This is a genomic window from Allobosea sp. 117 (assembly GCF_000702305.1).
GTDB lineage: Bacteria > Pseudomonadota > Alphaproteobacteria > Rhizobiales > Xanthobacteraceae > Ancylobacter.
This window is the reverse complement of record NZ_KL370890.1, coordinates 107,674-134,008: the sequence shown is the minus strand read 5'-3', so window position 1 is coordinate 134,008 and position 26,335 is coordinate 107,674. Positions and strand designations below refer to the sequence as shown.

Genomic DNA, 26,335 nt, shown 5'->3' with positions numbered 1-26,335 from the left:
ACATGCAGCCCTGCGGCCTGCGCCGCGTCGATGCCGGCGAGCACCTTGGAGAGATCGCCCCAGCGGGTCAGCGCCCGGAAGCGGGCCGGGTCCAGCGTGTCGAGCGAGACGTTGATGCGCTTCACCCCGCAGGCGGCGAGGTCGCCGGCGAAGCGGGCGAGCTGCGAGCCGTTGGTGGTCAGCGTCAGCTCTTCGAGGTCGCCGCTGTCGAGATGCCGGCCGAGCGAGCGGAACAGCGTCATCACGTCCCGGCGCACCAGCGGCTCGCCGCCGGTGAGCCGCAGCTTCTTCACCCCGCGCGCGACGAAGGCCGAGCACAGCCGGTCCAATTCCTCGAGCGTGAGCAGTTCCGGCTTGGGCAGGAACGTCATGTGCTCGGCCATGCAGTAGACACAGCGGAAATCGCAGCGGTCCGTCACCGAGACACGCAGATAGGTCACCGCCCGCCCGAAGGTGTCGACCAGCGGCGCGCGTGAGGGGAAGCGCCCCGCGGTGGCAGCGGAGGCGAACCAGACATTCATCGTAGGGCTCCAGGCAGGCTGCTCTGTCGCGGCGGAAAGAGGGCCGCCGCGTGGGCGGCGGCCCGACACCGTCAGGAGGTGTATTCCTGCGACTTGAAGCTGAGGTGCTGCACGCCCTTCGGGGCGGTGGCGATCTTCCGGATGCTGCCCCAGGTCTGCTTGTAGTTCGGGATGACGAACTCGTTGACCCCTGATGACACCACGTTGCCCTGAACGCCGGTCGGGTAGCCGAACAGCATGAAGGCCTGCTTGGACTTGGCCGTCGGCGTGGGATAGGCCATCGCCTGGGTCGAGCCATTGTCGTTGTAGACCTCGACCAGATCACCGGCCTGAAGCCCGAGCTCCGTCATGTCCTGCGGATTCAGCTCGATGAACGGGTACGGCCACCGGTCGGTGACGAACTCATTTTCCATATCGAGATAGGCACTTTGCCAGACGAGGTTGGCCCGGCCGTTGTTGATCAGGAAGGGGAACTTATCCTTCTCGGCCTGCTTGCCGGGCGCCTCCAGGCCCCGCCACTGCGTCTGCGCGAACACCGCCCTGCCGTCCGGCTTGTTGAACTTGCCGTCGGCAAAGAGCCGCTTGGTCCCGATGATCTTGCCGTCCCGGACGCCGGTCGCGGGCTCCTGGAAGCCGTTCGTGCCCATGGTGCGCAGCAGGTCATAGGTGACGAACTCGCCGCCCTTTTCATGGCCGTGATAGCCGTCCATGAAGGCGTCCTCCTCGGTCTTCCAGTCAAAGCCGGAAAACTTCGCCGCCATGTCCGCCTTCCCCATCTCACCGAGCACGCGCTGCATGTGGTTGGCGATGCGCGCGGCGATGAGGCAGTCCGGCATGGCGACGCCGGGCGGGTCCATATACCGCTCGGTAAGCCGCATGCGCCGCTCGCCGTTCATGGAGGTGAGGTTCATCTCGCCCGAGGTGGCCGCCGGCAGCACGATGTGGGCGGCCTCGCCCACCTTGGTCGGAACGATATCCACATCGACCGAGAACAGCCCGCCCTTGCGGATGGCATCCATGATGGCGGCCACCATGGCGGGGCGATCGCCATAGGGAACGGCGTTCATGGCGTCCTTCACGAGGTCGGTGCGCTTCTTGTAGACCCGCTTGAACTCCATGGCGTTCAGCGTCGTCTTGTAATGATCGCATCCCCAGATGTGGTGGACGCCGCCTTTGCCCTCGATCAGCAGCTTGTCGACATAAGCCGCGGGCCGACCGACATGGGCATCGGAGGGACGAGAATAGCCCTCCTGATGGCCCCCCATGCGCACGCAGCCGCCACCAGGGCGTCCGACGTTGCCCGTGGCCAGCGCCAGGTTCACCAGCGACTGGTTGGTGCGGTAGTTGTCATTGCCCCAGATCAGGCCCTTCTCATAGGCGAACATGGCGCGGCGGCGTGCGCCCCCGGCCTTGGGCTCGGCGATCCAGGTGATCGCCTTGACGATATCGGCCTCGGAAAGGCCGGTGATCTTCGCCGCCTCGGCGATCGACGTCTTGTTGGTGGCGACTGCCTTGTCGAAATCCTTCGTGGACGCGCCGATGAAGGCCTTGTCGATCCAGCCCTTTTCGACGGCATAGGTGAACCAGGCATTGAACAGGGCAAGGTCGGTGCCGGAGTTGAGCGCGAGATGGAGCACGTTCTCCTTGCCGGCTTCGGCCTCACAGGCGTTCACCGTCACCGTGCGGCGCGGATCGACGATCACGATCCGTCCGCGGTCCACCGGCTCGCTGCCGAACTCCGCCTTCTTCTTGTCGAGCGAGGTGCCGCGCAGGTTCGGCACCCAGTGGTTCAGGAAATAGTTGGTCTGGGTTTCCAGCGCGTTGGTCCCGACGGCGACGATGGTGTCGGCGAGCTGCGCGTCCTCGTAGCAATTGTTGAGCTCACCCACGCCCATGTCGCGCGAGCCGTGGACTTCGGAGTTATAGGCGGGGCGGTTGTGGATGCGGATATTCTTGACCTTCATGGCGCCGAAATAGAGCTTGCCGGTGCCCCAGGTGTTCTCGTAGCCGCCGCCGGCACCGCCATGGTCGAAGGCGGAGACGAAAAGCCCATCCTCGCCCTGTTCGGCGATCACCGCAGCCGTCACGCGGGCGACGAGATCGAGCGCATCCTCCCAACTGGTCGGCTGCAATTGGCCGTAGCGCCACACGAGGGGATCGGTCAGCCGCTGGAGCTGCGTATTGCGCTGGCGCGAATAGCTCATCTCCGCGATGCGCGCGCCGCGCACCGAGCCGAGTCCGGAGTTCACCGAGCATTCGCGGTCGGGCTTGATGACGATGTGAACGTCGCGGCCGTCCTGGCGGACGATGTTGTACATGGATGGTGCGTACCAGGCCGGCGTTTCGGCCCCCTGCTGCTGCGAGAGATCGACGCCGAACGCGTTGTCCCTCGGAGCCGGCCCGCCCTCGTAGCGGGCGTCCCAGCTATAGGCCTTGTAGCCGCAGCCGACGATGCAGTAGTGGCAGACGACATTGTGAACCTTGGCATTTGCCGGCACGATGGGCAGCCGGCCGATCTGGCGCTTGTAGGCCATTTTTCCCTCCCTCAGAGCACGTTCGACAGGCGGCCGTACAGGAGCTCGTCCACGCCCTCGGCGTAGATGTCGCCCTTGTCATCGATGCGCAGCGCGTATTGGGGAAGGTTCTGCGTCGCCTGACCCCAGATCTGCTGACCGCCCTTCTCGCAGTCGAACCGGGAGTAGTGCCCGGGGCAGTTCAACGTCCGGTCACCCGCCGAATAGGACAGCGGAAATCCCTTGTGCGGGCATACGGTCGAGAAGCCGACGATATCCCCGTCCGGGCCCGTGCCGCCGGGCACGCGCGTGCCGAGCTTCAGCAGGACACCTGGAGCATCCTCGTCCGGATAGGAGACCTCAAGCGCCTCGTTGACCTTCAGGTCCTTCACATTGCCGAGGCGATTGACCGGATACTTGACCAATGCCGCCGGGGCTGGTTCGGCCGCCTGCGTCTCGGCGGGCAGCACGCTCGTCGCTGCCGCGCCCGCGGTCATGAGCCCGGCTCCCGTCAGGAACTTCCGGCGCCCGGCATCCACGAGGCTGTTGCACCTCTTCATCTTGGTTCCTCCCATAGCGTCCAACCAGGACGGGAGAGCCTTTGCAGGCTATGGGCCAAGATTTAATCTGATTGTTTATCAGTGGCTTGGCTGAATCCGAGGCGAGCCCCGACGCCGCAATGTCCGGGTACCCGAACATGCTGCAGCGCCGTGGGTTCGGATTTCAGGACAAGGTCACGCGTCGAAGCCGAGGCGGCGCATCTTCTCCCACAGGGTGGTCCGCCCGATGCCGAGCAGGCGCGCCGCCGCACTGATCTCGCCGTTCGTTGCGGCCAGGGCGCGCACGATGTGGCGCCGCTCAGCCTCCAGCCGGGCGGTCTCGAGGGATTCGAAGGGGGTTGACGGCAACGGCCCGCCGGCCGACTCGGGAAAGAGATCGCCGGGCATCAGCCACGGCCCCATCGCCAGTGCCACCGCCCGCTCCATGCGGTTCCGCAACTCGCGGACGTTGCCCGGCCACGCATGCGCGAGGGCGGCTTCATGCGCGAGGCCGCTCACGCCACGGGCCTGTGTCGGCAACTGCTCGGAGAGTTCCAGAAAGAAGCGGTCCATCAGCCAGGCAATGTCCTCGCGGCGCTCGCGAAGCGCCGGCAGCCGGATGGAGACGACATTGACACGGTAGAACAGATCCTCGCGGAAACTCCCCTCCCGGACGCGTGACGGGAGGTCGGCATTGGTCGCCGTGACCAGGCGGCCACGGAAGGGGATCGGCCGCTCGCCGCCCACACGGTGAAAGGCCCGCTCCTCAATGAGCCGCAGCAACTTGGCCTGAAGGTCGGGGCGCAGTTCGGCGATTTCGTCGAGGAAGAGGACCCCATCGCCCGCGCGTTCGGCATACCCGGCGTGGCGCTGCACGGCTCCGGTGAAGGCTCCCTTTTCATGGCCGAACAACTCGCTTTCCATGAGATGGGCGGGAATGGCGGCGCAATTGACCGCGACGAAGGGAGCGGAGGGATTGGCCGACGCGGCGTGAAGAAGGCGGGCCGCGACGTCCTTACCCGTGCCGGTCTCGCCGGTGATCAGGACGCTGGAGCTGATCCGCGCCACGCGCTGCAACAGGCGTTCGATATCCTGCATGGCAGGGGAGGTGCCGAGCGTCTGGGTTCTCGGATCGTGTCCCCTGACGAGGTCGCCGAGCCGTGCCAGGAAATCGTCCATGTCGAAGGGCTTGGTGACGTAGTCGACCGCTCCGGCCCGCATGAGACGCACCGCCTGATCGATGTCGCCGTGGCCGGTGATGAACAGGAACGGGGGCGCGTTGGACGTGCGCACGACCTCGCGGAACACCGTCTCGCCGCTGACGTCCGGCAGCCTGATATCGCAGACCACGGCTTGCAACGGGTGGCGCCCCATCTCACCAAGCGCCTCCGCCCCGGACTGCCACCATTTGACCGTCACCCGTTCCAGCGCGAGCCGCTGGATGAGGCTCTCCCCCATGAGCGGATCGTCCTCGACGAGGCCGATAAGCGGAGCGTCAGGCGACATCGGCGAGCACCTCATGTCGGGAAACGGGAACCCGGATGCGCACGATGGTGCCACCTTCCTCGGGGCGTTCGACCGCTATTGTCGCGCCGAGCGTGTCCATCAGCCGTCGTGTCATCCAGAGACCGAGACCGCTTCCATCGCGCAACGGGCGGCTGGTCGATGCGCCAGTCAGTTGTTCGGCCGCGGCGGCAGGCAATCCCTCGCCGCGATCCTCCACTTCGAGCAGGAGGCCGCCATCCGCGACATGAGCCGACAGGTCGATGCGCGAGCCAGGCGGCGCCGCGGCGAGGGCGTTGAGGAGAAGGTTGAGGGTCGCCTGCCGCACCGATGAACTGGGGACCGGAATGCCGCCCACCAGTCCATTGTAGATCGATACCGTGACCGATCTGCGGCTGGCTTCGGGCGCCACCAGCAGACCGAGATCATCGATGTCGGCGGGGATCAGGTCTCGGGTCGAGCCGTCCGTCCGGTGGAGCGCGAGGGTGCTTCGGACCACATCGCGAATGCCGACGAGCCCGCGCTCCACCAGGTCGATGCTACCGGCACGAACGCTTTCGAGATGGCCATGGCTCTTGAGGGTCGCGAGCGCGTTGAAGATGCCGCCCAGAGGGTTGTTGATCTCATGTGCCAGTGCCGATGCAAGGCGCCCGAGGCTGCCGAGCTTCTCTTCTTCGGCCAGCCGGGCAGACAACTCGTGCCGCTGATCGATCGAGTGGACAAGCTCGTTGTAAGCGCCGAACAGGCGCGCAAATTCGCCCCGGCTGTGCGCGACAACGTCTCCCGCGATGGGTGTCGCGCCCGATTCCCGGGCACTGCCCAGATGGTCCGACAGGACACGGATCGGACGCATCATGCGGGCGACCAGCACCCAGCCGGCGGCGGCCAGCAAGAAGGTGAGCAGGCCATTGGTGGCCGCCAGCGTCAGGATCACGCCGCGACGCTCGCTTGCCAGATGGCTGGTATCGAAGCTGGCGAAGATCGTGCCGACTTCCCGGCCGGGATAGGCAAGGACCCGCATGGCATAGGCGCGATCCCCGCCGATATCGAACCGGAAGGGCTGCGCGTGGGTCTGGTCGAGAACGAGGCGGGGGACGGGCGCACCGGTCGGGAACCGGCGCGGGTCGGAAGCCGCAATCACGCGGTCGTCGGCGTTGGCCACGATGGTCTCCGCCGCATTGACGCTCTTGTTCAGGGCTTGCGCCCGCTCGATCGCATCGAAGACCTCCCAGACATCGTCGCGGAGGATGGACGGAGCTGCCGCCGAGGAGAGTCCGTCGAGATAGCTCTGCGCCAGGTCACGCAGGTGCCGTTGCTGGGATTCATCGAGATGCGCCAGCACGCGCTCGGAGAGCACGATGCCGACCAGGATCATCAGCGCGGCCACCGCCAGCGGCACCTTGACGGTGATCGGCCAACTGGACGGGTGGAGCCAGCCTGTCATCGCTAGCCTGCCGACGCGACGAGCGCCGCCTTCGCAGCAATGGGACTGAACAGCTCCGCTCCCCGGGTCACGAAGCCATCGAGGCGCAGCATTGCGAGGACAGCTCGCCCATCCTCGTCATCCGACATGTTCAGCAGTGCCTTCGACAGCAGGGCAAGCCGCCCCGGGTCGACCGGATTGCGGGGTGCGGCTATCGGGGGGAAGCCGAGCCATTCAGATCGCCACATGATGCGCGTGCGGGCCGTGAGCGCGGGTTCGATCGCGGCCACTACCTCATAGACATAGCCATCGACGGAGCCGGACGTCGCAAGCCCGGAGGCTACGGCCCGGATGACGTTGCGGTGCCCGTAGGTGAAGAAGGTTCGCGCAAAAAACCTTTCCGGAGTCTCCCGCATCTCCGCTAGCGCGGCGCGGGTGACGAGGAATCCGGAGTTGGAGTCCGGGTCGGAAAAGGCGTGGGTATCGCCCCTCAGGTCCCCGAGACCGTCGCCCTGCCGATCCGCATCGATGATCAGATAGGATTGATAGAGCGGCCGACCTCGCCATTCCGGGATGGCGACGAGCTGGAGCTCGCCCTCGTGCATCACGTACGGGTAGCCGCAGATCCACGCCGCGTCGATCTGTCTCGAAATAAGGAGAGCTACGATTTCCTGATAAGTGCGCCGCGTCAGCAGCGTTACCGGCAGGCCCGTTGCGCGAGACAAATAGAGTTGAAGTCGGCCGAGCAGTTCGAGGTCGGACGTTAGGAAAACTGGCGTCAGTCCGAAACGAAGCTCTTCGGTACTCGCGCGCGAATAGCTTCGCGATGCCATGAAGTAGGCAGTCGTGGCCGCGATCTGTTTCAGCAACAGGCGACGGCTCGCCGTAGCGCCGACGCTCCCCATCATGGCATTTCCCGTTTTTAGTTCTTCTTTTTCCAGAGAGATTATCCCTTTTCCTTTGGGACGGAAATACGAACCTCACGACATTGGCGGTCGCTCCTAGGGTCAGGCCTGCAAAACCGTCACCCAACTGTCATTCAAGCCTGTTACGGCGCACCCATCCCCATTGAGATCGGGCGACGGCCAAGCCGGTAGGAGAGCGGGCGACATGCGAGTCGGCATCAGTGGCATGGGACGGATCGGGCGCCTGGCGCTGCGTGCAGCGATGGGAGCGGCCGAACGTCCAGCGGACGATCCGCGTGCCGACAACCGCCTTGAGGTGGTCCATTTCAACGAGATCAAGGGCGGTGCGGCGGCGACCGCACACCTGCTCGAGTTCGACAGCGTTCAGGGCCGCTGGCGGGCCGATATTGCCGCTAACGGCGATGATGCCGTGACGATCGACGGCAAGCACATCTCCTTCTCGGCGCTTGGCATGCCGGCGGAGATTCCTTGGGGCGATCTCGGTGTCGAGGTCGTGCTGGAATGCACCGGTAAGTTCCTGACGCCGGCCATCTTGCAAGGCCATCTGGATCGCGGCGCCAAGCGGGTCATCGTCGCTGCGCCGGTCAAGGACCCATCGGTCCTGAACGTTGTCGTCGGCGTCAACGAACATCTCTATGACCCGGCGTCCCATCCGATCGTCACGGCGGCTTCCTGCACGACCAACTGCCTCGCCCCCGTGGTCAAGGTGGTGCATGAGGCCATCGGCATCCGCCATGGCCAGATCACCACCATCCATGATCCAACCAACACCAATGTCGTTGTGGACGCGCCGCACCGCGATCTTCGCCGGGCTCGCTCGGCCATGCTCTCCCTCCAGCCCACGACCACGGGAAGTGCGACCGCGATCGCGCTGATCTATCCGGAACTGAAGGGCAAGCTGAACGGCCATGCGGTCCGCGCACCCGTGCTGAACGCCTCGCTCACCGACGCGGTGTTCGAGATGCAGCGGCCGACCACCGCCGAGGAAGTGAATGAGCTGTTCCGCGTGGCAGCGGAAGGGCAGCTCGCCGGCATCCTCGGCTTCGAACCCCGTCCGCTCGTCTCGGCCGACTACGCGCGCGACACGCGCTCCTCCGTGGTGGATGGGCTCTCCACTCTCGTCACCGACGAAACGCTCCTCAAGGTTTACGCTTGGTATGATAATGAGATGGGCTATGCCTGCCGCATGGTTGATCTCGCCTGCCATCTCCGGAAGGTTGGGATTTGATCATGGCGGCGAGCGGACTGCGCAACTATGCGATCGTGACGGCCGCCTATTGGGGCTTCACCCTCACGGACGGCGCGCTGCGCATGCTGGTGCTGTTCACCTTCTTCCAGCTCGGCTATTCGCCTTTCACCCTTGCCTTTCTATTCCTCCTTTACGAGGCCGCGGGCATCGGCGCTAACTTCATCGGCGGCTGGCTGGCGGCCCGCTTCGGCATCACGCGCATGCTGATGGTCGGGCTTTCGACGCAGATCTTCGGCTTCCTGCTGCTCTCGGCCGTCTCCCCGGAATGGGGGAGTGCTCTGCTGGTCGTTTGGGTCGTCGTCGCGCAGGGGGTCTGCGGGGTCGCCAAGGACCTGACCAAGACCGCGTCCAAGTCCGCCATCAAGATCACGGAAGCCCAGGCCATGGGCGGCGGCGACGGTCGCCTGTTCAAATGGGTGGCCTGGTTCACCGGCTCCAAGAACGCGATGAAGGGCGTCGGCTTCTTCCTGGGGGGACTGCTGCTCCAGCTGATTGGTTTTCGCTACGCGCTGTGGCTGATGGCGGCGGCGCTGCTTCTGGTGCTGCTCGGAATCGTGTTCTCGCTGCCGCCGATGATGGGCAAGACCAAGGCCAGCCGCAGCGCCCGCGAGCTCTTCGCGAAGTCGCGTGGCATCAATCTGCTCGCGGCCGCACGCGTCGTACTGTTCGGAGCGCGAGATGTCTGGTTCGTGGTGGGTGTGCCGGTGTTCCTCTATGCGAGCGGCTGGACCTTCACGATGGTCGGCGCCTTCTTGGCTCTCTGGACGATCGGCTACGGCTTCGTACAGGCCGCCGCGCCTTCCCTCGTGGCGCGCAGCCCGGATGGTCTGTCCCGGGAGGTACCAGCGGCCCGTTGGTGGTCCCTGGCGCTGGCGATCGTGCCGGTCCTGATCGCCATCGTGCTGGCGCTGGCTCCGCCGAATCCGACCATCGTCCTGGTGGTGGGCCTTGGGGTGTTCGGCGTCGCCTTCGCCGTCAATTCCTCGGTCCATTCCTATCTGGTGCTTGCTTATGCGGGGTCCGAAAAGGCCGCGGAAGATGTTGGCTTCTACTACGCGGCCAACGCGGCGGGACGCTTCATCGGCATCCTCGCATCCGGCTTCCTCTATCAGCTTGGCGGCATCTACGCGTGCCTGATCGGCTCGGCGCTCATGCTGTTCATCTGCTGGGTTGTGACGCTGGCGCTGCCTACTCGAAATGGGTCCGCGGCTGTCGTCGCCTGATCAGAGTTCAAGGCTCGCGGTTCGATAACGCTACCATCGTTGAATGCAGATTTTTCGGTGGTCTATTTGCGACTACGCGTCCATGTCGCTTCTCGATAGGGCTTGGCGCTATCAGCACCGAGAAGAGACATAAGATCGCTTCGTGGCAGCGGACATTCGGCTTCGCCCTCATTTTGATGGCCAAAGCGACGTTTGCCGACCTCAAAAACCGGAATCAGATCTCGTCCGGAACGAAAGGGATTCGAACTGGGCCCTACGCCAGTCGTGATCAGCCAAATTGGAATTCGCATCCTAGAGGGCTGCAGCGAAAACGTCGTTCTCAGTTTCATCTCGTCCGTCGCGCCATCTCTGCCATTTCCACCCCGCCGACGCCGAGAATTGCCGCCGATCGCCGCCGGGCCACGTCCGAGCGAGGCGCGGGAAATGGTCGATGGCGGTGGGCGCGCTAAAGTCGCCGCGGGCCGTAATCCTGACCCTAGGTGGGCAGCGTGGTTTCTCCATGTGAGCCGTCGACGGTCATGCCGAGCGCGATCTCGGCTCCTCGCCTGACCTCGACGCCATCGAGCCCGAGATCGGCATAGAGTGCCTCGATGCGGGCTGGGTCAGGGTGCTGGACGGTGAAACCGGCAAGGCGGCATCCAGCCGGACTATCCGCCGAGGGGTGATGCTCGGTCTTCCATTGCATGACGTGCGGCAGGGCGATGCCGAATCCCTCATCGGCGCCCTCGAGGAAGTCCCAGGCGATCAGCCTTCCGTCGGCGGTCCGGCGCTCTCCGCAAGCGAGCGTCGTTGCGACGCCATGCCCGGCGAGAACCCGTTGTGCCCGCCCGATGTCATCGGTGGCGACGGCGAAGAGGAACAGGAGGTAGCTGTCGAGCTTCGCCATCCAGGCGCCGTTGTTGCCGACGAGCTGCTGCGTCGGGTCCGGCGCGTCCAGCGCCAGATAGAGGCCGGGTCCCAGCGAGACCAGCGCGTTGCGCGTGCCCTTGCCCGGATGCGAGCCGCCGGGCTTCGGCCGCACGCCGGTCCAGCTTTCGAAATCGGCGATGGCCTTGTCGAGGGATGCGGACGCATAGGCGAAATGGTCGAGCTTCATGGTGCCGTTCATCGTCAGAGGACGTTCTGGGGCGCGGCGAAATAGCGTTCGGCGAAGCGTTCGATGCGGAAGGCGTCGAGCGGTATGGCGGAGCGGCCGGTGGCAACGAGTTCGGCGATCGCCTCCCCGACCCCGAGCGAGATGCCGAAGCCGTGGCCGCTCATGCCGGTCGCCACCACCAGCCCGGGCAGACCGGGAATGCTGCCCAGAACCGGGACCGCGTCGGGGGTAACGTCGATCCGGCACGCCCAGCTCTCCACCAGCTCGAGCGGATCGGGAAAGGTGAAGTCGATCGCGGCGGCCTTCCGGCTCGCGTCGAGCACCGCCACGTTGGGCGGCACGTCCGGCACGCGGATTTCGTCATAGCGGTCCCGCCGCGCGCCCGTATAGGTCGCCACCCAGCGGCGGTCTTCGAGAAAGCGGCCGCCGAGACGTATCCGCGTCGCCTCGCGATTGGCGAGGAAGGTCGGCAGGAAGCGCGGGGCGGGCGCCAGGTTGCGCCATGTCGGCTCGAAGTCGAGCGGTCCCATCGTGCCCAGCGATATGGTCAGCCCGCCGTCGTGGCGCGGGCGCACCAGCGTCCTCGCGGTCCAGGCGGGCACAGTCAATCCGTGGTCGAAGGGTGCCGTGCGGCCGACCGAGACCTTCAGGTCGCTCTGCGGCAGCTCAACGCCGTATCGGCTGAGGAAGAGGCGCGTCCAGAGCCCGGCGGCCACGATGACCGTGCCGGCTCTCACCTCGCCCCGCTCGGTCCTCAGGCCGGTCACGCGACCGCCTTCGCGGATCAGCTCCTCGACGACGACGTTCTCCTGCACGTCGGCGCCCGCCCCCCGCAAGGCGCGCGCAATGGCCGGGGCGGCGAGCGTGGGCTCGGCCTGCCCGTCGCTCCGGGTGAACAATCCGCCGGCGAAGCCCGGGCGAAGACGGGGGAATGCCTTGCCGAGCTCGGCGGCGCCGAGCACCCGGCTGTCCACGCCGAAGGCACGAGCGATGCCGAGCCAGGCCTCCATTCGTGCCAGCGCGTCCGCGTCGGCCGCGACGGCGAGGTTCCCATGCGAGACGAAGCCGGTCTCTTCGCCGATCTCCGCGTTGATCCCGCGCCAAAGTTCGAGGCTGCGGACGATCAGCGCCATCTCGCGCTCGTCGCGTCCCTGCTTGCGCACGAAGCCGGAATTCTTGCCTGACTGCTCGCCGGCGATGCGGCCCTTCTCATAGAGCCCGACGCGAAGGCCGCGACGGGTGAGATACCAGGCCGCCGCACACCCTATGATACCTCCGCCCACGATCGCAACGTCAACGTGGGCCTTCGAATGCGTCATTGTGTCGGGCCTTGCTGTTCCCTGACACGGTTGCGCTGACGAAAGCGCATTCCGTGCATGCGGTTTCCGCAGCTTGCCGGATCGCAGAAGACCTTCGACAGGTTGCGCGTGGTATCGAGGAAGACGTTGTCGCAATCCACCGCCGTGCAGACCCGCAGCCGGCGCGCCTCGCCGCGCTGGACCACGTCCATGGCAGCCATGGCGGTGGAGCCGCGGATGCGGTCGACGAGGGGGGTGTCGGCCTCGAAATAGTGGATGTGCCAGCCGAGATCGTCATGCGTCACGATCTGCGGATAGATGCGCAGCTTCCTTACGGTCGCGTTGGCCCAGTCCGCGAGCTGGCCCTCCTTCATGTCGAAGAGCGGGCGGAACTCCGGACCAAGGGCATGCAGCCGGGCCCGAACGGCTTCGTCGAGCGGGCCGACATAGGACATCTTGTAGCGCCGGATCATGGAGACGGCCCATTCCTTGGTGACCATGCCGGTTTCCGCTCCGTCCTCGTAGTTCACGAGTTCGGCGCACACGCCCAGCGAACGGACGGTATCGGGGATCAGCATCGACATTCTTCGTACCTTTGGAGGTTGTCAGGGCACGAACATCTGACGCGGGACGGAGGATGTATAGAGGCTGGACGGGATGGCGAAGGGAGCGAGATCGAAAGCCGGCTTCACGCCCGTGACGAGATCGGCCGCGATCTCGCCCAGCGCCCGGATAACGGCGACGCGGGAAAGCGCAAGAAGCGACATGGGCATGCCGATGAGGATGCCGACGATGGTCGCCGCGATCGAGATGCTCAACGTGTTGATGATGCCGACCCGGATGATCTCAGGCAGCACGGCCAGCATGTAGCTGGAATTGAAGAACGTGTTCCAGAATCCCATGGACGGCCCAGTCTCCCTTGGCGTCGCTCGGCCGGGCCGTGGGTGCGCCGCAAAACGCACCCACGCCAGGTGTCTCGGTGGTTCAGCGGCTGGGCTTGAAGTCCGGACCGGGCAGCTTGGGCACGTCGCCGCCTATCGTCTCCTTGTAGATCTTGGCATAGGTGCCGTCGGCGATCATGTCGGCGACCGCCTTGTTCACCGCGGCGAGCAGCTTGGGCCGGTCCTTCGCAATGCCGAGGCCCGCGGGCTGATCGTCATTGGGAATCGACACCACGACCTGCAGCGGGGTCTGCGATTCCTTCACGTAGATCGCCGCGAGGCCGCCCTCGAAGAAGGCGGCGTCGATCTGGCCGGACAGCAGGGCGATCTGCATCGCCGCGGAATCCGGGAACGGGATGACGGTGGTCTTCTTGTAGGTCTCGTTCGCGTAGGTCTCCTGGATCGAGGCGGCCACAACGCCCAGGCGCTTGCCGGCGAGGTCGGCGACGGTCTTGGTCGGACTGTCGGCCTTGCTGAGGATGGTGAACGAGCCGACGAAATGCGGGCTGGAGAAGTTGATGATCTCGAGCCGCTTCAGCGTGATCGAGTGCGAGCCAGCCGACATGTCGCAGACATGGTTGGCAACGGTGGAGAAGATTCCCTCGAAAACCGTGAACTTGAAATCAGGTTTCAGGCCGAGGCGCTTCGCGATCTCTTCGGAGAACGAGACCTCATAGCCGACAAGCTTGCCATCGACGACGGAAGACATCGGCGCATTCGAGTCGACGATGCAGACGCTGAGCGTGCCGGGTTGGTTGAGCTCGACATCGGCGGGCGCGGCCTGCGCGGCGGCGAGGCCGAAAAGGCATGCGGTGAGGAAGGTGGAGGCTCTTGCGAGAAGGTTGAAGGGCATTGGCTGCTCCTATGGAAGGCAGCGGGACGCTATGTCCACAAAATGAGCTAGTCAAGTTTAGCTACTTTGTTTCGCGGGTCAGTCTGGTCCAGGGAGCCTTGATTGTCTCGCCTGTCATGGCTTGACCTGCCGTCACTGTCCCGGTCTTCCCAAATTCCCTGATGCAACGCGCCGCAAGGGTATCGACGTCCGCTTCGGGGACATCGGCTCAACGCTCCATCCTCGGCATTCCGACCGCGAGCGAGCTGCGTCCCCGAGCCCTACCGGGCAGGCGCCATGAATTGATAAGCGAGATAGAGCAGCGCGCTCGCGGTGATCCATGAGCCGGCAATCTGCACCGCGATGCGCTGCCAGTGCTGTTCCGCCTTGAGCGCGAGCGCTGCGAGGATCGCGGCGATGGCCGTGCTCCCCAGCAATGTCGCCGCGGCGGTCAAGAGCAGCGTGAACCATGCGTTCGGTTCCGGTGCCGCATCGAACCCGACGGCGACGCCGGTGAGCGATGCCAGACCAACTCCGATCCCCATGGGCGCGCGCAGCCCCGTGGTGACGATCGCCGCGGTGGCCAGCGCGAACACGATCAACGCCGTCGTTGCCCCGGATAGCGCGTCGACGGCGTGCGCCGCCGCGAGCCCGACGGCAACGCCGCCGGCAAGCATCGGGATCGCCCACCGGCACGTCGCGAGGCCGGCCCTGCCGATCAACAGGCCCGTCGCCACGAGCGCCAGAAGCTCGGCAGGCACGACGACCGGATGCAGAAGCCCGGCATAGAAGTCGCCGGCACCCTCCAGAGCGCCGTGCGCGAGAGCCGGCCGAGGCGCCAGCCACAGCAGGGCTCCGGTCGAAAGGACGGAGCAGCGCCGGATCACGCGACGCCGGTGAGATACGCGCCGCCGATGACCGCGATCAGGATGCCCGCCATGCGGACGGCGACCCTCCCGGCCGGCCAACGGGCCAGGTGGCCGAAGGCGATGCCGCAAAGATGAAGCAGCCCCGTCGCGATGACGAAGCCGAGCGCATAGGACACCGCGTCGGACGCGACCGGCATCTCTGCACCGTGGGCATAGCCGTGAAAGATCGCAAAGGTACCGACGATGAGCGCCGCCGCCCAGAGCGGCGGCTTGGCGGCGAAGGCGACGCAGAGGCCGAGCACTACCGCCGACAGGGCGATGCCAGTTTCGACCGAGGGGAGCGGCACCTCGATCATGCCGAACACGCCGCCGAGCGCCATCACCAGCGGAAAGACGATGGGCAGGACCCAGATGGCCGGCGCCCCGAGGAACACACCCCAGAGCCCGACGGCGACCATGGCGATCACGTGGTCGGGCCCCAGAAGCGGATGCATGAACCCGCTCGAGAATCCGCCGGCCCCATGCTCTTCGCCCGTGTGCCCGAGGACGGGCTCGGCGGCAACGACGGCCAGGAGCCAGACCATCGCGCCCACGGCGCCGTATTTGTTCCACGCCAAGTCAGCCTCCTATCCGAGAAAGATCGTGTCGAGGCGTTCCACCGCCCAGAATGCCGCGACTGTGCCGATGCCGTAGGCCGCGGCGATCCGCATGGGTCTGCCGAACGCGAAGATGAGGCGGGCCGAGTACCCCACCATGAGCAGCACGGCGATGAACGTCAGTTGGCCGATTTCGACGCCGATATTGAAGAAGAGCAGCGCCATCGGGAGGTCCCGCTGCGGAAGGCCGAGATCCGCCATGGCGCCGGCGAAGCCGAAGCCGTGGAGCAACCCGAACCCGAAGGCGACCACCCATGGCCAGGTGATCGTCAGGCTCGTCTCGCCGCGCTCCATCCGCACCGCCTCGGCGGCGACGAGCAGGATGCTGAGCGCGATCATGGCTTCCACCGGCGCAGCGGGCAGGGTGACGAGACCGAAGGTGGCGAGGGCGAGCGTGATCGAATGGGCCAGCGTGAAGGCCGTGATCGTCTTCACCAGCACGCGCCAGTCGCGCACGATCAGCATGAGCGAGGCGACGAACAGCAGATGATCGAGCCCGTACAAGATGTGCCGGATGCCGAGCTTCAGATATTCCCAGGCGACCGACCAACCGCTTTGCTCCGCGGGAACGGTGTACCAGGGCTGGGACGGTCGCACGATCGCGCTCGCCTGTCTGCCGTCGAGCCAGGTCACGCGGACAAGAACGTCGGTGATCGTGGCCTGGAGCCCGACGAAGTCGATCTGACGCCCGGCCAGGCCGCCGGGCGCGGAGATGATGCGCTTCTGCAGGATAGAGCCGGGCAGCGGCCGCTCCTGCGGCTCCATCACATGCGTCACGTCGCCGGGAAATTTCAGGACGACGGGGAGCGGCATGCCGGACAGCAGCGGCGTCTTCCACAGGATCGTGTAGCGGCTCGCGTCCGTCTGGTCGATCTGCAGATAGGCGGGCCTCACCTCATGCGCTGCCACTGGGGCGCTCAGCCCCATAACGGCTATGACGATCGCGAGCAGCAGCCTCGTCGCGGCCAGGTGACGTACGAGCTTCGCCGTCATTCCGCGACCGAAGCGCTCGGACCCGACGGCGCAATGGTCAGGTCGTCCATGTTGAGATTGTCGAGGGACGGGGCGACGACCTGGTAGCGGGAGCGGATCTCGTCCATCGCGCGCTGCTTGACCTCGCGATACTTCTCCGCCTGCCAGGCCTGGGCGACGGTCGGCCTGACTTCCTCAAGCGTCGGAACGCGGGAGGCCTCGTAGGAGTCGATCCAGACCAGATGCCAGCCATAGCCGGATTCGATCGGTCCGCGCCAATCTCCCGGCTTGAACTCGAAAAGCGCATTGGCGAATACCCCGCCGAATTCCTTCGCCATCTGCTCGGGAGTTACGTCGGCATAGTAGTCGCGGAACATGAAGGGGTCGGCGACATCCGTCTCTCCAAGCGAGGCGGGCGAGCGGCCGGCGACAAGCGGGAGGCTCGCTTCGGCGGCCGCCCGCGCGCCCTCGCCTCTCTTGTCGAACGAGAAATAGAGATGACGGAAACGGATCCGCGGCGGCCTGGTGAATTCGGCCTTGTGCGCCGCGAACCAGGCCGCAAGCTCCTCGTCGGTCGGCGGAGCCAGCGCCGCGATGTCGGCGAGCAGGAAGTCCATCTTCTGCGCGAGGCGTCGCTTGATGACCTCGTCGTCCTTGTTGAGGCCGAGCGCGATCGCCTCGCGGACCAGCATCTCCGAGACGGCCTTTTGGTCCACCATGGCGCGGAGCTGGTCGGGTGTCGGCTTGTCGCGTCCCTGCGCGAGCCACCCGACGGCCAACTGGCGCAGATCGTCATTGGTGATCTCGATGCGCTGGGCGCCGGCCGGCGCCTGCGGCTGGTGGTCGATCAGCCGATAGCCGCCGAACACCAGCACGCCAAGCACGACGAAATGCAGCAGCGGCTCGCGCAGGAGCCGTCCGGTCCATGAGCGCCCTCCGCCCTGTCCCGGCTCCGGGGCGGGTGAAGGGGTGTCGAGACGGGGACCATCTTCCGCAGGGCTGCTCATATCGGAGTGTCCGCTCAGTTCGCCTGTGCGGTGAAGGCCGTCGCCGCCGCATGTGCTCTGCCGTCCGGGCTGTCCCGCAGATAGACCAGGATCGCGAACTGCCCGGCAGGGTCCTTCACGGCGTTCGATCGAAGCACCTCGACATAATCGGGCACGGCATCCCACGCCTTCCACTCGGTGAGAGTGGGCGCGACGAACCCGGCCATCGGCGTGCGCGTGCGGATGAAGCTCCGATAGGCGTCCACGATGCGCTGGCGGGAAACCACGCCGCCGGCCCCTCCATGCACGTTGAACGCCAGCAGCGCCGCCTCGATTTCCGGCAGGGAACGGCTGCGGTCCGCCAGATAGTTCTCCTCGATCCATCCGACGCGTGACGGACCGCTCAATTCCAGATCGGCCGCCAGCATCGCGGCCAGATGCGTCGCATCGTGCGAGGCCCTGGCCGTGGCGAGCCGTTCCTCCACCATCGCGACGTCGTCGCTGCCGCCCGCGATGCCCAGGAGCAGGAAGTAGGCATCGTGACGCCGGGAGAGCGCAGGGTCCTTGATCCAGCCGCGAATCCGGTCGGCATCCAGCACGGGCTTGAGCCGGCGCATCGATTCATAGGGAGCGCGCGAGAGCTCGCCGAAGGCGATTTCGGCGGCAAGCCGATCCTCGCTTTCGAGATGGGGCGCGATCAGCAGAATCCGCTCGGGCCAGTTGGTGCTGTCGGGAGTGGCCTGAACGGTATTGGCCACCGGCCATGCGCGCGGCGGCGCTTTCGCGAGTCCGTCATTGGTCTTGAGGAATTCGCGCAGCCAACTGGCGTTCCCGGCGCCGATCACGCCGAAATTCGTCCAGCGGCCGGACAGGCCGTTGCGGGCAAGCAGATACGACTTCCCGGCCTGGGAAGGGGCGGCTTCCGCGCGGTCGGCGCTCGCCTCGACGATCGTGCCGAGGGGAGCGTCGCCCTTGACGGCCTCCACGATCCGGAACCGTTCGCCGTCCGAGACCGGCGTCGCGAGGGCCACCTGGTCGGCGGCATCCAGCTTCTGCCCCGTGGTGACGGACACCGCCGACAGGCAGATCGCACAGGCAAGCGCGCGTCCGGGGCCCGCGCCCAGAACCAGCGCGGCGCCGAGCAGCGCCGCGGCGAGCCTCGGCACCGATCTCATTGCGGCACCGTCGGGTCCTTGACATCCGTTCCGAGGAACACAGGCGTCGGCACGATCTCGTAGTTCGCGTAGCCGAACTCGTTGCTTCGCGCGGCAAGATAGGTATCGCCCCTGGTCAGGAGGTCTTTCGAGCCACCAGCGAGCTTGTAGACGGTGAACTCATATTCGCGGTTGCCGAACCAGGTCGCGACCCTGCCGTCACGGATCGAGTAGTCGCTCGGCGTGCCGAGATAGGAGCCGCCCGCCACATCACCCACTTCCGACGGCTGCGGGATGCGGGGATCGACGTTCATGACCAGCATCTGGCCATTCTCCCCCCACTGAACCTTGAAGATGGCGCCGGTCACATTGTTGCGGATCCAGGTGTATTTGCCGACCAGCAGCGCCTTGAGCGACGCCTCGTCGAGCACGACCGCCCCCTGTTCCTTGAGGTCCGCTTCCGTCGTGCCCTCCTGCGCAGCGACGCGCTGCTCGGCCGTCGGCGTGTACCAGATCGGCGAGGACCAGGCGCGCTCCTGCACCGTCGCCGGCACGACTTCGGGCGGGGGCACGCCGAGCTCCTTGGCCTGGATCGTTGTCCAGCGCGGCGTGGGGATCGCGATGGCGCGGGCATAGTAGAAGGCGTCGTCGGCCGGATTGAAGTCCGGATCGGTCCACGTGCCCTTGAGCTCCACCGCGCCGATCGTGTTGGTATAGCTCGCAGCCGTGATGTCGACGGTCGAGCCGATCGCGGGCACCCTGCCGGTTATCGGATCGGGCTTCCTGTTTCCGGCCCACACCGCGTCATAGACCTTTTCGAAGGACTGCCCGTTCTTCGACCATCCCTTGACGATCTGGATGCGATCGAGATTGCTCGAGGTCGGGTCCTTGACCGCCCACACCATGAAGGTCGGTGCCTTCTCGCCCGAACGCGGCTGGAGATCGCCGCCCATCGGCACGCCGCCGGCATAGGCGACCTTGACCCAGTCGGCGCGGTCGGTCGCGCCCGACGCATAGTCCCAGCCGCCGAAGAAGCGCAGCGTGATGCGCGGGCCGCTGGTGGCGAAGGTCTCCTTGCGCTTCATCGCCTCGAACAGCGACACACGCGTATTCTCCTCCGCCCACAGGCCGGTGAGGCCGGCGGGGTTCTCGAAGCGGACGTCGAGACCCGCGAAATTATGGCCCGCCATGCGCTCCTTGACCGCCCCGTCCAGCCGGGCATGGCCGCCGAAGAAGTTCTCCTGGCGATAGGGCACGGCCGTGTTGTGCGAATCCGATCCGCCGACGACGCCGGTCTTGAACGGATTGTAGCCGCGCGCCTGCTGCATCGCGACGCCGTCCTTCAGCGCCTGGCGGACATAGCTGCCGCCGAGGGTGATGAACTGTCCCTGCGGGTCGCCCAGCAGGTAGTTGAGGATCTCGTAATTGGCGAACTCGTCGTTCGGCGAGAGCAGCGGGTGCGTCTCGGACGCGCCCTTGATCTGCTTGATCTCGGTCAGCTTCTCATTGCGATCGCGCGATTCGGCCCAAGCCTGGTCGATCGGCCGCCCCTTGAAGTCGACCTCCGTCGGATACATGAGTCCGCCCGACAGGTTCGCGTTGTGCGAGATCGCGAGCAGCTCGTTGCCGGCCTTGCGCTGGCCGTCCATCCAGTTCCACAGGTCCTCGGGCGCCTGCGATTCCAGCGAGCTGAACGGGCGGCTCGGAATCTTCGCGCAGTCCTTGAAGAAGATGTTGCGGTGCATGTTCCGGAAGTCGGGATTCGACGTCCACTCATAGGAGCAGAAGGCGGTGAACTTGCCGGGCTCGTTGGCGGCATCGGCGGCCGAATTGTTGGCCTTCCAGACCGTGTCCGAAATCTCCGGGTTCACCAGGGCCTCGATCGGCTGTTCCTTGATCATGCTGGTGCCGAGCCAGAGATAGATGCGCTGGATGTCGGCGGCGTCCCGCACCTTCAGCTTGTCGGCGATCGGCAGCTTGCTGATGGGGGAGTTCGGATCATTCGAAAGCCGGACGACCCCGGCATATTCGGAATGATCGGTCACACCCATCCAGTCGAGCGGCGTCGTGATCTTTACGTCATAACCGAGCGGATGCTTGATCGGCTCTCCCTTGGCGTATTTGTAGGCATCCGCCGGGCCGGTGATGTGATTGCCGAAGATGTAGGCGTCGAACGACCAACTGGTGTGGACGTGCGTCTCGCCGAAATACGCCTTGCGCTCCGGGGCGCTCTGCGCCGTGGCCGGCGCATCGAGAGCGCCAAGCAGAGGGATCGCTGCGCAAGCAGCAGGCGCGATTCCGTACAGTCTTGCAACAAGTGACTTCGACATGGCCCCCGCCCTTCGGTCCTCTATATTTGATTCAGCGTTCCGTCTCGATCGGCGCGATGGCCTCATCGACTCGTGACCACAGTCGCGAGGATGAGGTTTATAGATGAGAGTGCTATTTCATCTTGATGACACCAGCCTTCTTGCGAGAAGAAAGGCCTCATTCCTCGCAAGATATGCCCGACGGCTCGGTCGTGTTGGTCAGTAGCATGGCGGATATGGGTAGTACCCGCAAGCCGGCGGACGGTAATAGGGGGCGACCGGCGGGCGGTAATAATAGGGGGCGGCAGCGGCTGCAGCTCCTGCCGCGGCACCCGCATACCAGGCACCCCGATACGCCGTGCGGCGGGCGACGCCCGCAAAGGACAGCGGCGTGAACGGCATCCCGATGATATCGATGAACACCGATGCCGGCCCTTCGCTGCCGTCGAGCGAGCCTTCCAGCACTGCGACGTCGAAGGTGAGGGTGTCGCCTTCGAGCTGTGGCGATTTCAGCGTCACCACCACGTCCTGCACGCCGTCGCCGGTCTTGCTCAGGACCGAGACGGTCGCGTTGGGCGGATCCTTGGCAAAGCTGTCGCCGGCCGACCACTCCTCCAGCAGATGCGCGGTGAGCGCATGGCCGGCGGCGCGAACTGGACGATCCGCGAACATGATCGAGTTGGGAGAAATCCCCTTGAGGACGAGCTTGTTGCCCTGCAGGCTCGCACCTTTCGCGTTCATGACGATGAGGGCCGGCTCGATCTGGGTCTTCGCCGTGCCGATCGTCTTTGTAGCCGGCGCCGTGATGGCATTCGGCGCCTGTTGCGCGACGGCGACTCCTAGAGAAAGCATCGTCAGGGAGAGTGTGAGGGGGATCAGAAACGGTCGCTTCGACATCGGCTGTTCTCCGTGACGCAAAATACGTGTTCGTGTTGTCTGCCTGGCCGGCATCATCGTCCAAAAACAGTGAGGAAGGTGCGATGCGAATACATGCTATCCCGGGTGTGTGCCGCGACGCCTGCTAACCCATCCGGATCGTGAATTCTTGATATTGCAGGCCAAATCACCACCGGGATTCGTCTTCGTAGGCCCCGTTTTCTGCGGCGCAGCTTCACGTGACTGTTGCTACGCTAAGCGGCGGCGGGTATCGAAACCACCCATTTTACGCCACCGATGCCGATGCTCAGGAGAGTTGTCGCATGGCCACGGTTCCTGTGATCTCCAGCCATGTCCTGCAGGGCCTGCCTGCCTTCATACGAAGCGAGATCGGGGAAACGGCGCTGCAGCGGGCCAATCGCGCCGCAGGGATCGACGTCGAACTGATCGAGGGGACGAATTGCTTCATCCCCCAACAGGCGGTGGTGGACTTCGTCCATGCGGTCGGGAAGGCGGCGGGCGAGCCGCATCTCGGGCTGCTGATCGCTCCCAGCATGAACGCGGGCGACTATGGCAGCTTCGGACGCTATGTGTTCGGGGCGGACACCCTCGGCCATGCCATCAAGCGCAGCATCGCGGCCCTCCGCTATCACAGTACTTATGACAAGCTGTCCATCACGACCTCGGCCGACGAAGCAAAATACAGCTATGCCTTTGCTTCGGCCGGCGCCAAAGGCTATCCCACTGTCGCGAGCGCTGCGGCCGGCGAGTTGTTGAGCCTCTTCAGGGCCTATTTGCCTGAAAACTGGCGACCGATACGCGTCGAACTCGACATCGAAGCGCCGCGCCAGATTTCTCTTTTCGAAGACACGTTTCAGTGTCCGGTTCATTTCAACGCGCCTGCGGTCGCGGTCGTCTTTGAACGACGCCACCTGATGGCCGGATCGACCCGCACATCCACGTCCCGGCCCGTCATGACCATCGAGGATGTCGCGCGCGACTGGCCTGACGGCGCGCCGCGAAGTCTGCTCGGCGTCACCATCGAACAGATCCGCACCCAGGTCCTGACCGGCAGCGTGTTGATCGACGATATCGCGCGGTCGATGGACACCAGCGTTCGCACGCTGCAGCGCGAGCTTCATCGCGCCGGCACGGACTTTCGCAGCCTCACGAGCGCAGTGAGAACCCAGCGCGCGACCGAGCTGCTGCGGCACACGGGCGGCTCGATCACCCATATTTCAGCGGAGCTGGGATATTCCTCGCCCGCCGGCTTTACGCGAGCCTTTCGCAAGGTGACGGGCATCGGACCGCGCGAATTTCGTACAAGCAAGCGGGATGGTAGCTGAGAGCCAGAGCATGAACCTGGCCTGATGTGGGCCTCGCGCGGCTGGAATCCGCTTCCGGCCCCCACCAGGGTTGCTCAACGATGAATGTTTGCTTGCGAGCCAGGCTTCTACCGCTGAAAGGGACGCACTGTCGGCGGCGAATCGAACCTGGAGATCCCTCCTTGATGCGCGAGCGGGCCGGAGGTCCCGGGGTATCAAGCCGGTATTGTCGGCATCGCGGCGCGCGGGATGATCGCGCCAGAATGCTGGACCACAGTGCGGGCGAGGTGGTGACCGGCAGCGGCCGCCTCGGCTGGGGTGCGGCCGTTCAGCCGGGAGGCGAGAAAGGCGGCGGCGAAGCTGTCGCCGGCGGCTGTGGTATCCACAATCGCGCCAGGCGGCATAGGTTCGGCCTCAACCAGGATATCGGCACTGAACGGCGCGCAGACGCGGCACGCCGGCACCTCCAGCTTCAAGACCCGCTCCGATGCGCCCTCTCCGGTCATAAAATCATCGGGACCGGAAGCTCCCCACAGCAGTTCCAGGTCCTCCGAGGAGGCAAAGACGATGTCGGCGGCGGCAATGGCGCGTCGGAACGCATCATGCGCCTCTGCCGGGTCGGGCCAGCCGCGTGGCCTGAAATTGGTGTCGAAAGCGACGCGCCCGCCCCGGCTGCGGACCTCGTCAAGCGCCGCAAACAGTGTTTGCCGCCCATGAGCACCGTAGATCGACAAGGTGATCCCGGAAAAATAGACAAGGTCGAAACTAGCGAGTGCCGCCGCCAGATGCGGCGTCTCTGGCAGGTCGAACAAATGCCGGGCGGCCGAGGTGTCGCGCCAATAGGAAAAGCGCCGCTCCCCGCGCGCGTCGGTCTGAATGATGTAGAGCCCCGGCAGCCGGCCGGGCAGGCGGGCCACCAGGGATGTGTCGATGCCTTCCGCCCGCCAGCCGGCGATCATCGTCTCGCTCCAGCTGTCGTCGCCGAGCGCGGTGACATAGCTCGTGGCGATGCCGAGCCGCGCCAGATAGACTGCAGTGTTGAGCGTGTCGCCGCCATAGCCGAGGCTGGCCGGCCCATGGGCAGGTTGGCGCACCTCGATCATGCATTCGCCGATGCAGGCGACCTTAGTCGCGCCTTTGTCGGCGGCAACCTCGCCCATGGCGCGGGTTCCTCGGCCCTTGATGGTCGGTCAGTGGAAAGGCTGCAGTCCGCCGCCCGCAGCCGGTGGCCAGCATCGATGCCGGCCCCGGTTCAGCCGCGCGCCGGTTTGACCGCCACCTGCAATGGATGCGTGCCAATACTTCAGTAAAGGCCGAGACCACCATTGATCTGGATGATTTCGCCAGCCAGGAACGATGCGTGGTCCGATGCCAGGTAGAGAACGGCGTCGGCGACGTCGTCGGGGCGCCCTTCGCGGCGAAGAGGCGTGCGCTCCGCGGTCTGCCTCCGTCCCTCCTGCGTGTTGAAGGTGTCATGGAAACGCGTGCCGATCAGTCCCGGTGCAACACCGTTGACCCGGATACCGAGCGGCCCGACCTCCTTGGCCAACGCGCGGGTATAGGTTGCGACTGCCCCCTTCATCGCCGCGTAGTGTGAAGCGCCCGGCCCACCGCCGTCGAAAGCCGCCAGGGACGCCATCGTCACCACGACGCCTGTCTTGCGCGGCTCCATGGAGCGCAGCGCGGCCTGGCAGGTCAGGAACGTGCTCGTCAGGTTGACGGCGATGGACTGCTGCCAGAGATCGAACGACATCTGCGTGCAGCGGCTGCGCTGGAGAAGCCCTCCCGCGTTGGCGAAAACGACATCGACGGGTCCAAATTCCGCCTCGGCGGCTTGGAATGCCGCATCCACTCCGGCCGGCACGGTCATGTCCGCATTGATGGCCAGGCACTTGCCGCCGGACTGCGCAATGGTATCGGCCAGGGAGGCGGCTTCGGCAGTGCTCGACATATAGGTGAATGCGACCTGCGCACCGGCCTTGGCGAATGCCAGCGTCGTGGCGCCCCCGATCCCCGAGGCGCCGCCGGTGATTAGCACTACTTTTCCTGCGAAGTTCATTAGCTCAACTCTTCATAAGGTGGGGGACGCTGTGGAGGCGCGCACGATCAGCTCGGGCGCGAAGACGTGTTCGCTGCCGCTTTGCGTGGGCAGCGCCATGCGCTTCTTCAGTCCTCCGACAGCCGCTTCGGCCATTTCGGCGAAGGGTTGGCGGATGGTCGTCAGCGACGGAGAAAGCAGAGACGCGACATTGATGTCGTCGATGCCGACGATCGAGATGTCATGCGGCACGTTCAGCCCGGCGTCACGCAGGCCGGATATCAGTCCCAATGCGATCATGTCGTTCATGGCGACGACCGCAGTCGGCCGCGGAGTCGATGTGGCGATGCGGGTGGCCGCACGGCGCCCGAGCTCCGCGAGGTCCGTGTCGCCGTAGGCCCCGTCGCGCTTGCGGGCCTCCTCGATCACCACCAGTTCGAAATCCAAGGCATTGGCGCGAATTTCCTCGCGATAACCCCGCAGGCGCGCCGAGCGGCTGATGGTGCCGGTGGGCGCGGTGACATAGGCAATGCGGCGGTGCCCAAGCCCGACCAGATGATTGACCGCCAGCCGGGATGCGCCGGCATTGTCGAGCGTGACGACGTCGACGCCCATGCCACCGACATCCAGGCTCTGGACATCGAAGAACACCAGGGAAACACCACGGCGAATGAGCGAATTCACCTCGTCGAGATCCGTCAGCGCCGACGCGGAGATGAGCCCGCGAACGCCGTAAGCGACGAGTTCATTCGCGAATTCGCGCTCCCGCTTGAGGTCGCGCAAGGTGTTGCACAGCAGAACGTGGAAGCCCTGCGCTTGCGCGGATCGCTCGACCGCCACCGCGAGCTCGCCGAAGAACGGGTTTGCCACGGTCGGCACCAGGAGGCCGATCATGGGCGCCTGGCCCGATTTGAGCTGCCTTGCGACCCCACTCGGCTTGTAGTCGAGGTCCTTGATAACGGACAGGATCCGGTCCCGCGTCTCCGGGCGCATCCGGTCGTGCCGCCCGTTGAGGAAGTTCGAGACGCTTGCGGTGGATACGCTGGCCGCCCGGGCGACATCCTGGATAGTAACGTCGGACATGTC

General features: G+C 65.5%; 24 protein-coding genes. 3 read left to right on the top strand and 21 right to left on the bottom strand.

Annotated elements, in window-relative coordinates:
• From U742_RS0121785 to U742_RS0121760, 6 genes are all read right to left on the bottom strand, one after another.
• The coding region (locus U742_RS0121785) for a GTP 3',8-cyclase MoaA (RefSeq protein ID WP_038362425.1) at positions 1-521 on the bottom strand (521 nt) is incomplete at its 3' end.
• A gap of 71 nt (positions 522-592) precedes the next feature.
• Positions 593-3,055 (bottom strand): arsenate reductase (azurin) large subunit, encoded by a 2,463-nt coding sequence (locus U742_RS0121780; RefSeq protein WP_029356948.1) that lies wholly within the window; start codon positions 3,053-3,055, stop codon positions 593-595.
• An 11-nt stretch (positions 3,056-3,066) separates the two neighbouring features.
• Entirely contained in the window at positions 3,067-3,594 is a 528-nt protein-coding gene (locus U742_RS0121775; protein ID WP_029356947.1) for an arsenate reductase (azurin) small subunit, read from the bottom strand.
• 174 nt (positions 3,595-3,768) lie between these two features.
• Positions 3,769-5,079, bottom strand: coding sequence for a sigma-54-dependent transcriptional regulator (locus tag U742_RS0121770; RefSeq protein WP_029356946.1), 1,311 nt, complete (start codon positions 5,077-5,079; stop codon positions 3,769-3,771).
• Positions 5,069-6,520: a sensor histidine kinase gene (locus U742_RS0121765; protein WP_029356945.1), complete on the bottom strand. Its 1,452-nt coding sequence runs from the start codon at positions 6,518-6,520 to the stop codon at positions 5,069-5,071. The genes U742_RS0121770 and U742_RS0121765 overlap by 11 nt, the downstream gene beginning before the upstream one ends.
• A 2-nt stretch (positions 6,521-6,522) precedes the next feature.
• On the bottom strand, positions 6,523-7,407 hold the full coding sequence (locus U742_RS0121760) for a substrate-binding domain-containing protein (protein ID WP_029356942.1): 885 nt from the start codon (positions 7,405-7,407) through the stop codon (positions 6,523-6,525).
• A gap of 202 nt (positions 7,408-7,609) precedes the next feature.
• Between U742_RS0121760 and U742_RS0121755 the strand changes: the two genes are divergently transcribed.
• Together U742_RS0121755 and arsJ are read left to right on the top strand one after the other, a co-directional pair.
• Positions 7,610-8,653 carry an ArsJ-associated glyceraldehyde-3-phosphate dehydrogenase gene (locus U742_RS0121755; RefSeq protein ID WP_029356941.1) on the top strand — a complete coding sequence of 348 codons (1,044 nt, stop codon included), beginning with the start codon at positions 7,610-7,612 and terminating at the stop codon, positions 8,651-8,653.
• A gap of 2 nt (positions 8,654-8,655) precedes the next feature.
• Positions 8,656-9,897: an organoarsenical effux MFS transporter ArsJ gene (gene arsJ / locus U742_RS0121750; protein WP_029356940.1), complete on the top strand. Its 1,242-nt coding sequence runs from the start codon at positions 8,656-8,658 to the stop codon at positions 9,895-9,897.
• A 475-nt stretch (positions 9,898-10,372) separates the two neighbouring features.
• On the opposite strand, the gene U742_RS22715 is transcribed toward arsJ, so the two are convergent.
• From U742_RS22715 to U742_RS22320, 12 genes are all read right to left on the bottom strand, one after another.
• Complete coding sequence (locus U742_RS22715) at positions 10,373-11,005, bottom strand: VOC family protein (protein ID WP_029356939.1); 633 nt, start codon at positions 11,003-11,005, stop codon at positions 10,373-10,375.
• A 2-nt stretch (positions 11,006-11,007) separates the two neighbouring features.
• Positions 11,008-12,276 (bottom strand): NAD(P)/FAD-dependent oxidoreductase, encoded by a 1,269-nt coding sequence (locus U742_RS0121740; RefSeq protein WP_197028313.1) that lies wholly within the window; start codon positions 12,274-12,276, stop codon positions 11,008-11,010.
• A 32-nt stretch (positions 12,277-12,308) separates the two neighbouring features.
• Positions 12,309-12,875, bottom strand: coding sequence for a CGNR zinc finger domain-containing protein (locus U742_RS22330; RefSeq protein ID WP_081853146.1), 567 nt, complete (start codon positions 12,873-12,875; stop codon positions 12,309-12,311).
• 21 nt (positions 12,876-12,896) lie between these two features.
• On the bottom strand, positions 12,897-13,193 hold the full coding sequence (locus tag U742_RS0121730; RefSeq protein WP_029356936.1) for a hypothetical protein: 297 nt from the start codon (positions 13,191-13,193) through the stop codon (positions 12,897-12,899).
• 82 nt (positions 13,194-13,275) lie between these two features.
• Positions 13,276-14,085, bottom strand: a complete 810-nt coding sequence (locus U742_RS0121725; protein ID WP_029356935.1) for an ABC transporter substrate-binding protein — start codon at positions 14,083-14,085, stop codon at positions 13,276-13,278.
• 260 nt (positions 14,086-14,345) lie between these two features.
• A complete protein-coding gene (locus U742_RS22710; RefSeq protein ID WP_029356933.1) occupies positions 14,346-14,951 on the bottom strand; it encodes a HupE/UreJ family protein in 606 nt (201 codons plus the stop codon).
• Positions 14,948-15,526, bottom strand: coding sequence for a HupE/UreJ family protein (locus tag U742_RS0121715; protein WP_248310463.1), 579 nt, complete (start codon positions 15,524-15,526; stop codon positions 14,948-14,950). Before U742_RS0121715 ends, U742_RS22710 begins: the two co-directional genes overlap by 4 nt.
• Positions 15,527-15,559: 33 nt before the next feature.
• Entirely contained in the window at positions 15,560-16,582 is a 1,023-nt protein-coding gene (locus U742_RS0121710; RefSeq protein ID WP_029356929.1) for a HupE/UreJ family protein, read from the bottom strand.
• Positions 16,579-17,568 (bottom strand): peptidyl-prolyl cis-trans isomerase, encoded by a 990-nt coding sequence (locus tag U742_RS0121705; protein WP_248310461.1) that lies wholly within the window; start codon positions 17,566-17,568, stop codon positions 16,579-16,581. Before U742_RS0121705 ends, U742_RS0121710 begins: the two co-directional genes overlap by 4 nt.
• Positions 17,569-17,582: 14 nt before the next feature.
• Positions 17,583-18,722 (bottom strand): hypothetical protein, encoded by a 1,140-nt coding sequence (locus U742_RS0121700; protein ID WP_038362419.1) that lies wholly within the window; start codon positions 18,720-18,722, stop codon positions 17,583-17,585.
• A complete protein-coding gene (locus U742_RS0121695; RefSeq protein ID WP_248310460.1) occupies positions 18,719-21,031 on the bottom strand; it encodes a DUF3604 domain-containing protein in 2,313 nt (770 codons plus the stop codon). Before U742_RS0121695 ends, U742_RS0121700 begins: the two co-directional genes overlap by 4 nt.
• Before the next feature lie 198 nt (positions 21,032-21,229).
• Positions 21,230-21,862: a hypothetical protein gene (locus U742_RS22320; RefSeq protein WP_248310462.1), complete on the bottom strand. Its 633-nt coding sequence runs from the start codon at positions 21,860-21,862 to the stop codon at positions 21,230-21,232.
• Between the two features lie 347 nt (positions 21,863-22,209).
• On the opposite strand from U742_RS22320, the gene U742_RS0121685 reads away from it, so the two are divergent.
• The gene (locus U742_RS0121685; RefSeq protein WP_051661416.1) at positions 22,210-23,232 is read left to right on the top strand and encodes an AraC family transcriptional regulator; all 1,023 of its coding nucleotides are present in this window, start codon (positions 22,210-22,212) and stop codon (positions 23,230-23,232) included.
• A 194-nt stretch (positions 23,233-23,426) separates the two neighbouring features.
• Here the strand turns inward: U742_RS0121685 and U742_RS0121680 are convergent, their stop codons facing one another.
• The 3 genes from U742_RS0121680 to U742_RS0121670 all read right to left on the bottom strand — a co-directional run bounded on the left by U742_RS0121680 (position 23,427) and on the right by U742_RS0121670 (position 26,332).
• A complete protein-coding gene (locus U742_RS0121680; RefSeq protein ID WP_029356914.1) occupies positions 23,427-24,371 on the bottom strand; it encodes a sugar kinase in 945 nt (314 codons plus the stop codon).
• Between the two features lie 143 nt (positions 24,372-24,514).
• Complete coding sequence (locus tag U742_RS0121675; RefSeq protein ID WP_029356912.1) at positions 24,515-25,270, bottom strand: SDR family NAD(P)-dependent oxidoreductase; 756 nt, start codon at positions 25,268-25,270, stop codon at positions 24,515-24,517.
• Positions 25,271-25,282: 12 nt separating this feature from the next.
• Entirely contained in the window at positions 25,283-26,332 is a 1,050-nt protein-coding gene (locus U742_RS0121670; protein ID WP_029356910.1) for a LacI family DNA-binding transcriptional regulator, read from the bottom strand.
• Positions 26,333-26,335: the final 3 nt, after the last annotated feature.

Coding starts and splice junctions, on each gene's coding strand:
- U742_RS0121780 (WP_029356948.1), bottom strand. CDS start 3,055: ATGGCCTACAAGCGCCAGATCGGCCGGCTGCCCATCGTGCCGGCAAAT.
- U742_RS0121775 (WP_029356947.1), bottom strand. CDS start 3,594: ATGAAGAGGTGCAACAGCCTCGTGGATGCCGGGCGCCGGAAGTTCCTG.
- U742_RS0121770 (WP_029356946.1), bottom strand. CDS start 5,079: ATGTCGCCTGACGCTCCGCTTATCGGCCTCGTCGAGGACGATCCGCTC.
- U742_RS0121765 (WP_029356945.1), bottom strand. CDS start 6,520: ATGACAGGCTGGCTCCACCCGTCCAGTTGGCCGATCACCGTCAAGGTG.
- U742_RS0121760 (WP_029356942.1), bottom strand. CDS start 7,407: ATGATGGGGAGCGTCGGCGCTACGGCGAGCCGTCGCCTGTTGCTGAAA.
- U742_RS0121755 (WP_029356941.1), top strand. CDS start 7,610: ATGCGAGTCGGCATCAGTGGCATGGGACGGATCGGGCGCCTGGCGCTG.
- arsJ (WP_029356940.1), top strand. CDS start 8,656: ATGGCGGCGAGCGGACTGCGCAACTATGCGATCGTGACGGCCGCCTAT.
- U742_RS22715 (WP_029356939.1), bottom strand. CDS start 11,005: ATGAACGGCACCATGAAGCTCGACCATTTCGCCTATGCGTCCGCATCC.
- U742_RS22330 (WP_081853146.1), bottom strand. CDS start 12,875: ATGTCGATGCTGATCCCCGATACCGTCCGTTCGCTGGGCGTGTGCGCC.
- U742_RS0121730 (WP_029356936.1), bottom strand. CDS start 13,193: ATGGGATTCTGGAACACGTTCTTCAATTCCAGCTACATGCTGGCCGTG.
- U742_RS0121725 (WP_029356935.1), bottom strand. CDS start 14,085: ATGCCCTTCAACCTTCTCGCAAGAGCCTCCACCTTCCTCACCGCATGC.
- U742_RS0121710 (WP_029356929.1), bottom strand. CDS start 16,582: ATGACGGCGAAGCTCGTACGTCACCTGGCCGCGACGAGGCTGCTGCTC.
- U742_RS0121705 (WP_248310461.1), bottom strand. CDS start 17,568: ATGAGCAGCCCTGCGGAAGATGGTCCCCGTCTCGACACCCCTTCACCC.
- U742_RS0121700 (WP_038362419.1), bottom strand. CDS start 18,722: ATGAGATCGGTGCCGAGGCTCGCCGCGGCGCTGCTCGGCGCCGCGCTG.
- U742_RS0121695 (WP_248310460.1), bottom strand. CDS start 21,031: ATGTCGAAGTCACTTGTTGCAAGACTGTACGGAATCGCGCCTGCTGCT.
- U742_RS22320 (WP_248310462.1), bottom strand. CDS start 21,862: ATGCTTTCTCTAGGAGTCGCCGTCGCGCAACAGGCGCCGAATGCCATC.
- U742_RS0121685 (WP_051661416.1), top strand. CDS start 22,210: ATGGCCACGGTTCCTGTGATCTCCAGCCATGTCCTGCAGGGCCTGCCT.
- U742_RS0121680 (WP_029356914.1), bottom strand. CDS start 24,371: ATGGGCGAGGTTGCCGCCGACAAAGGCGCGACTAAGGTCGCCTGCATC.
- U742_RS0121675 (WP_029356912.1), bottom strand. CDS start 25,270: ATGAACTTCGCAGGAAAAGTAGTGCTAATCACCGGCGGCGCCTCGGGG.
- U742_RS0121670 (WP_029356910.1), bottom strand. CDS start 26,332: ATGTCCGACGTTACTATCCAGGATGTCGCCCGGGCGGCCAGCGTATCC.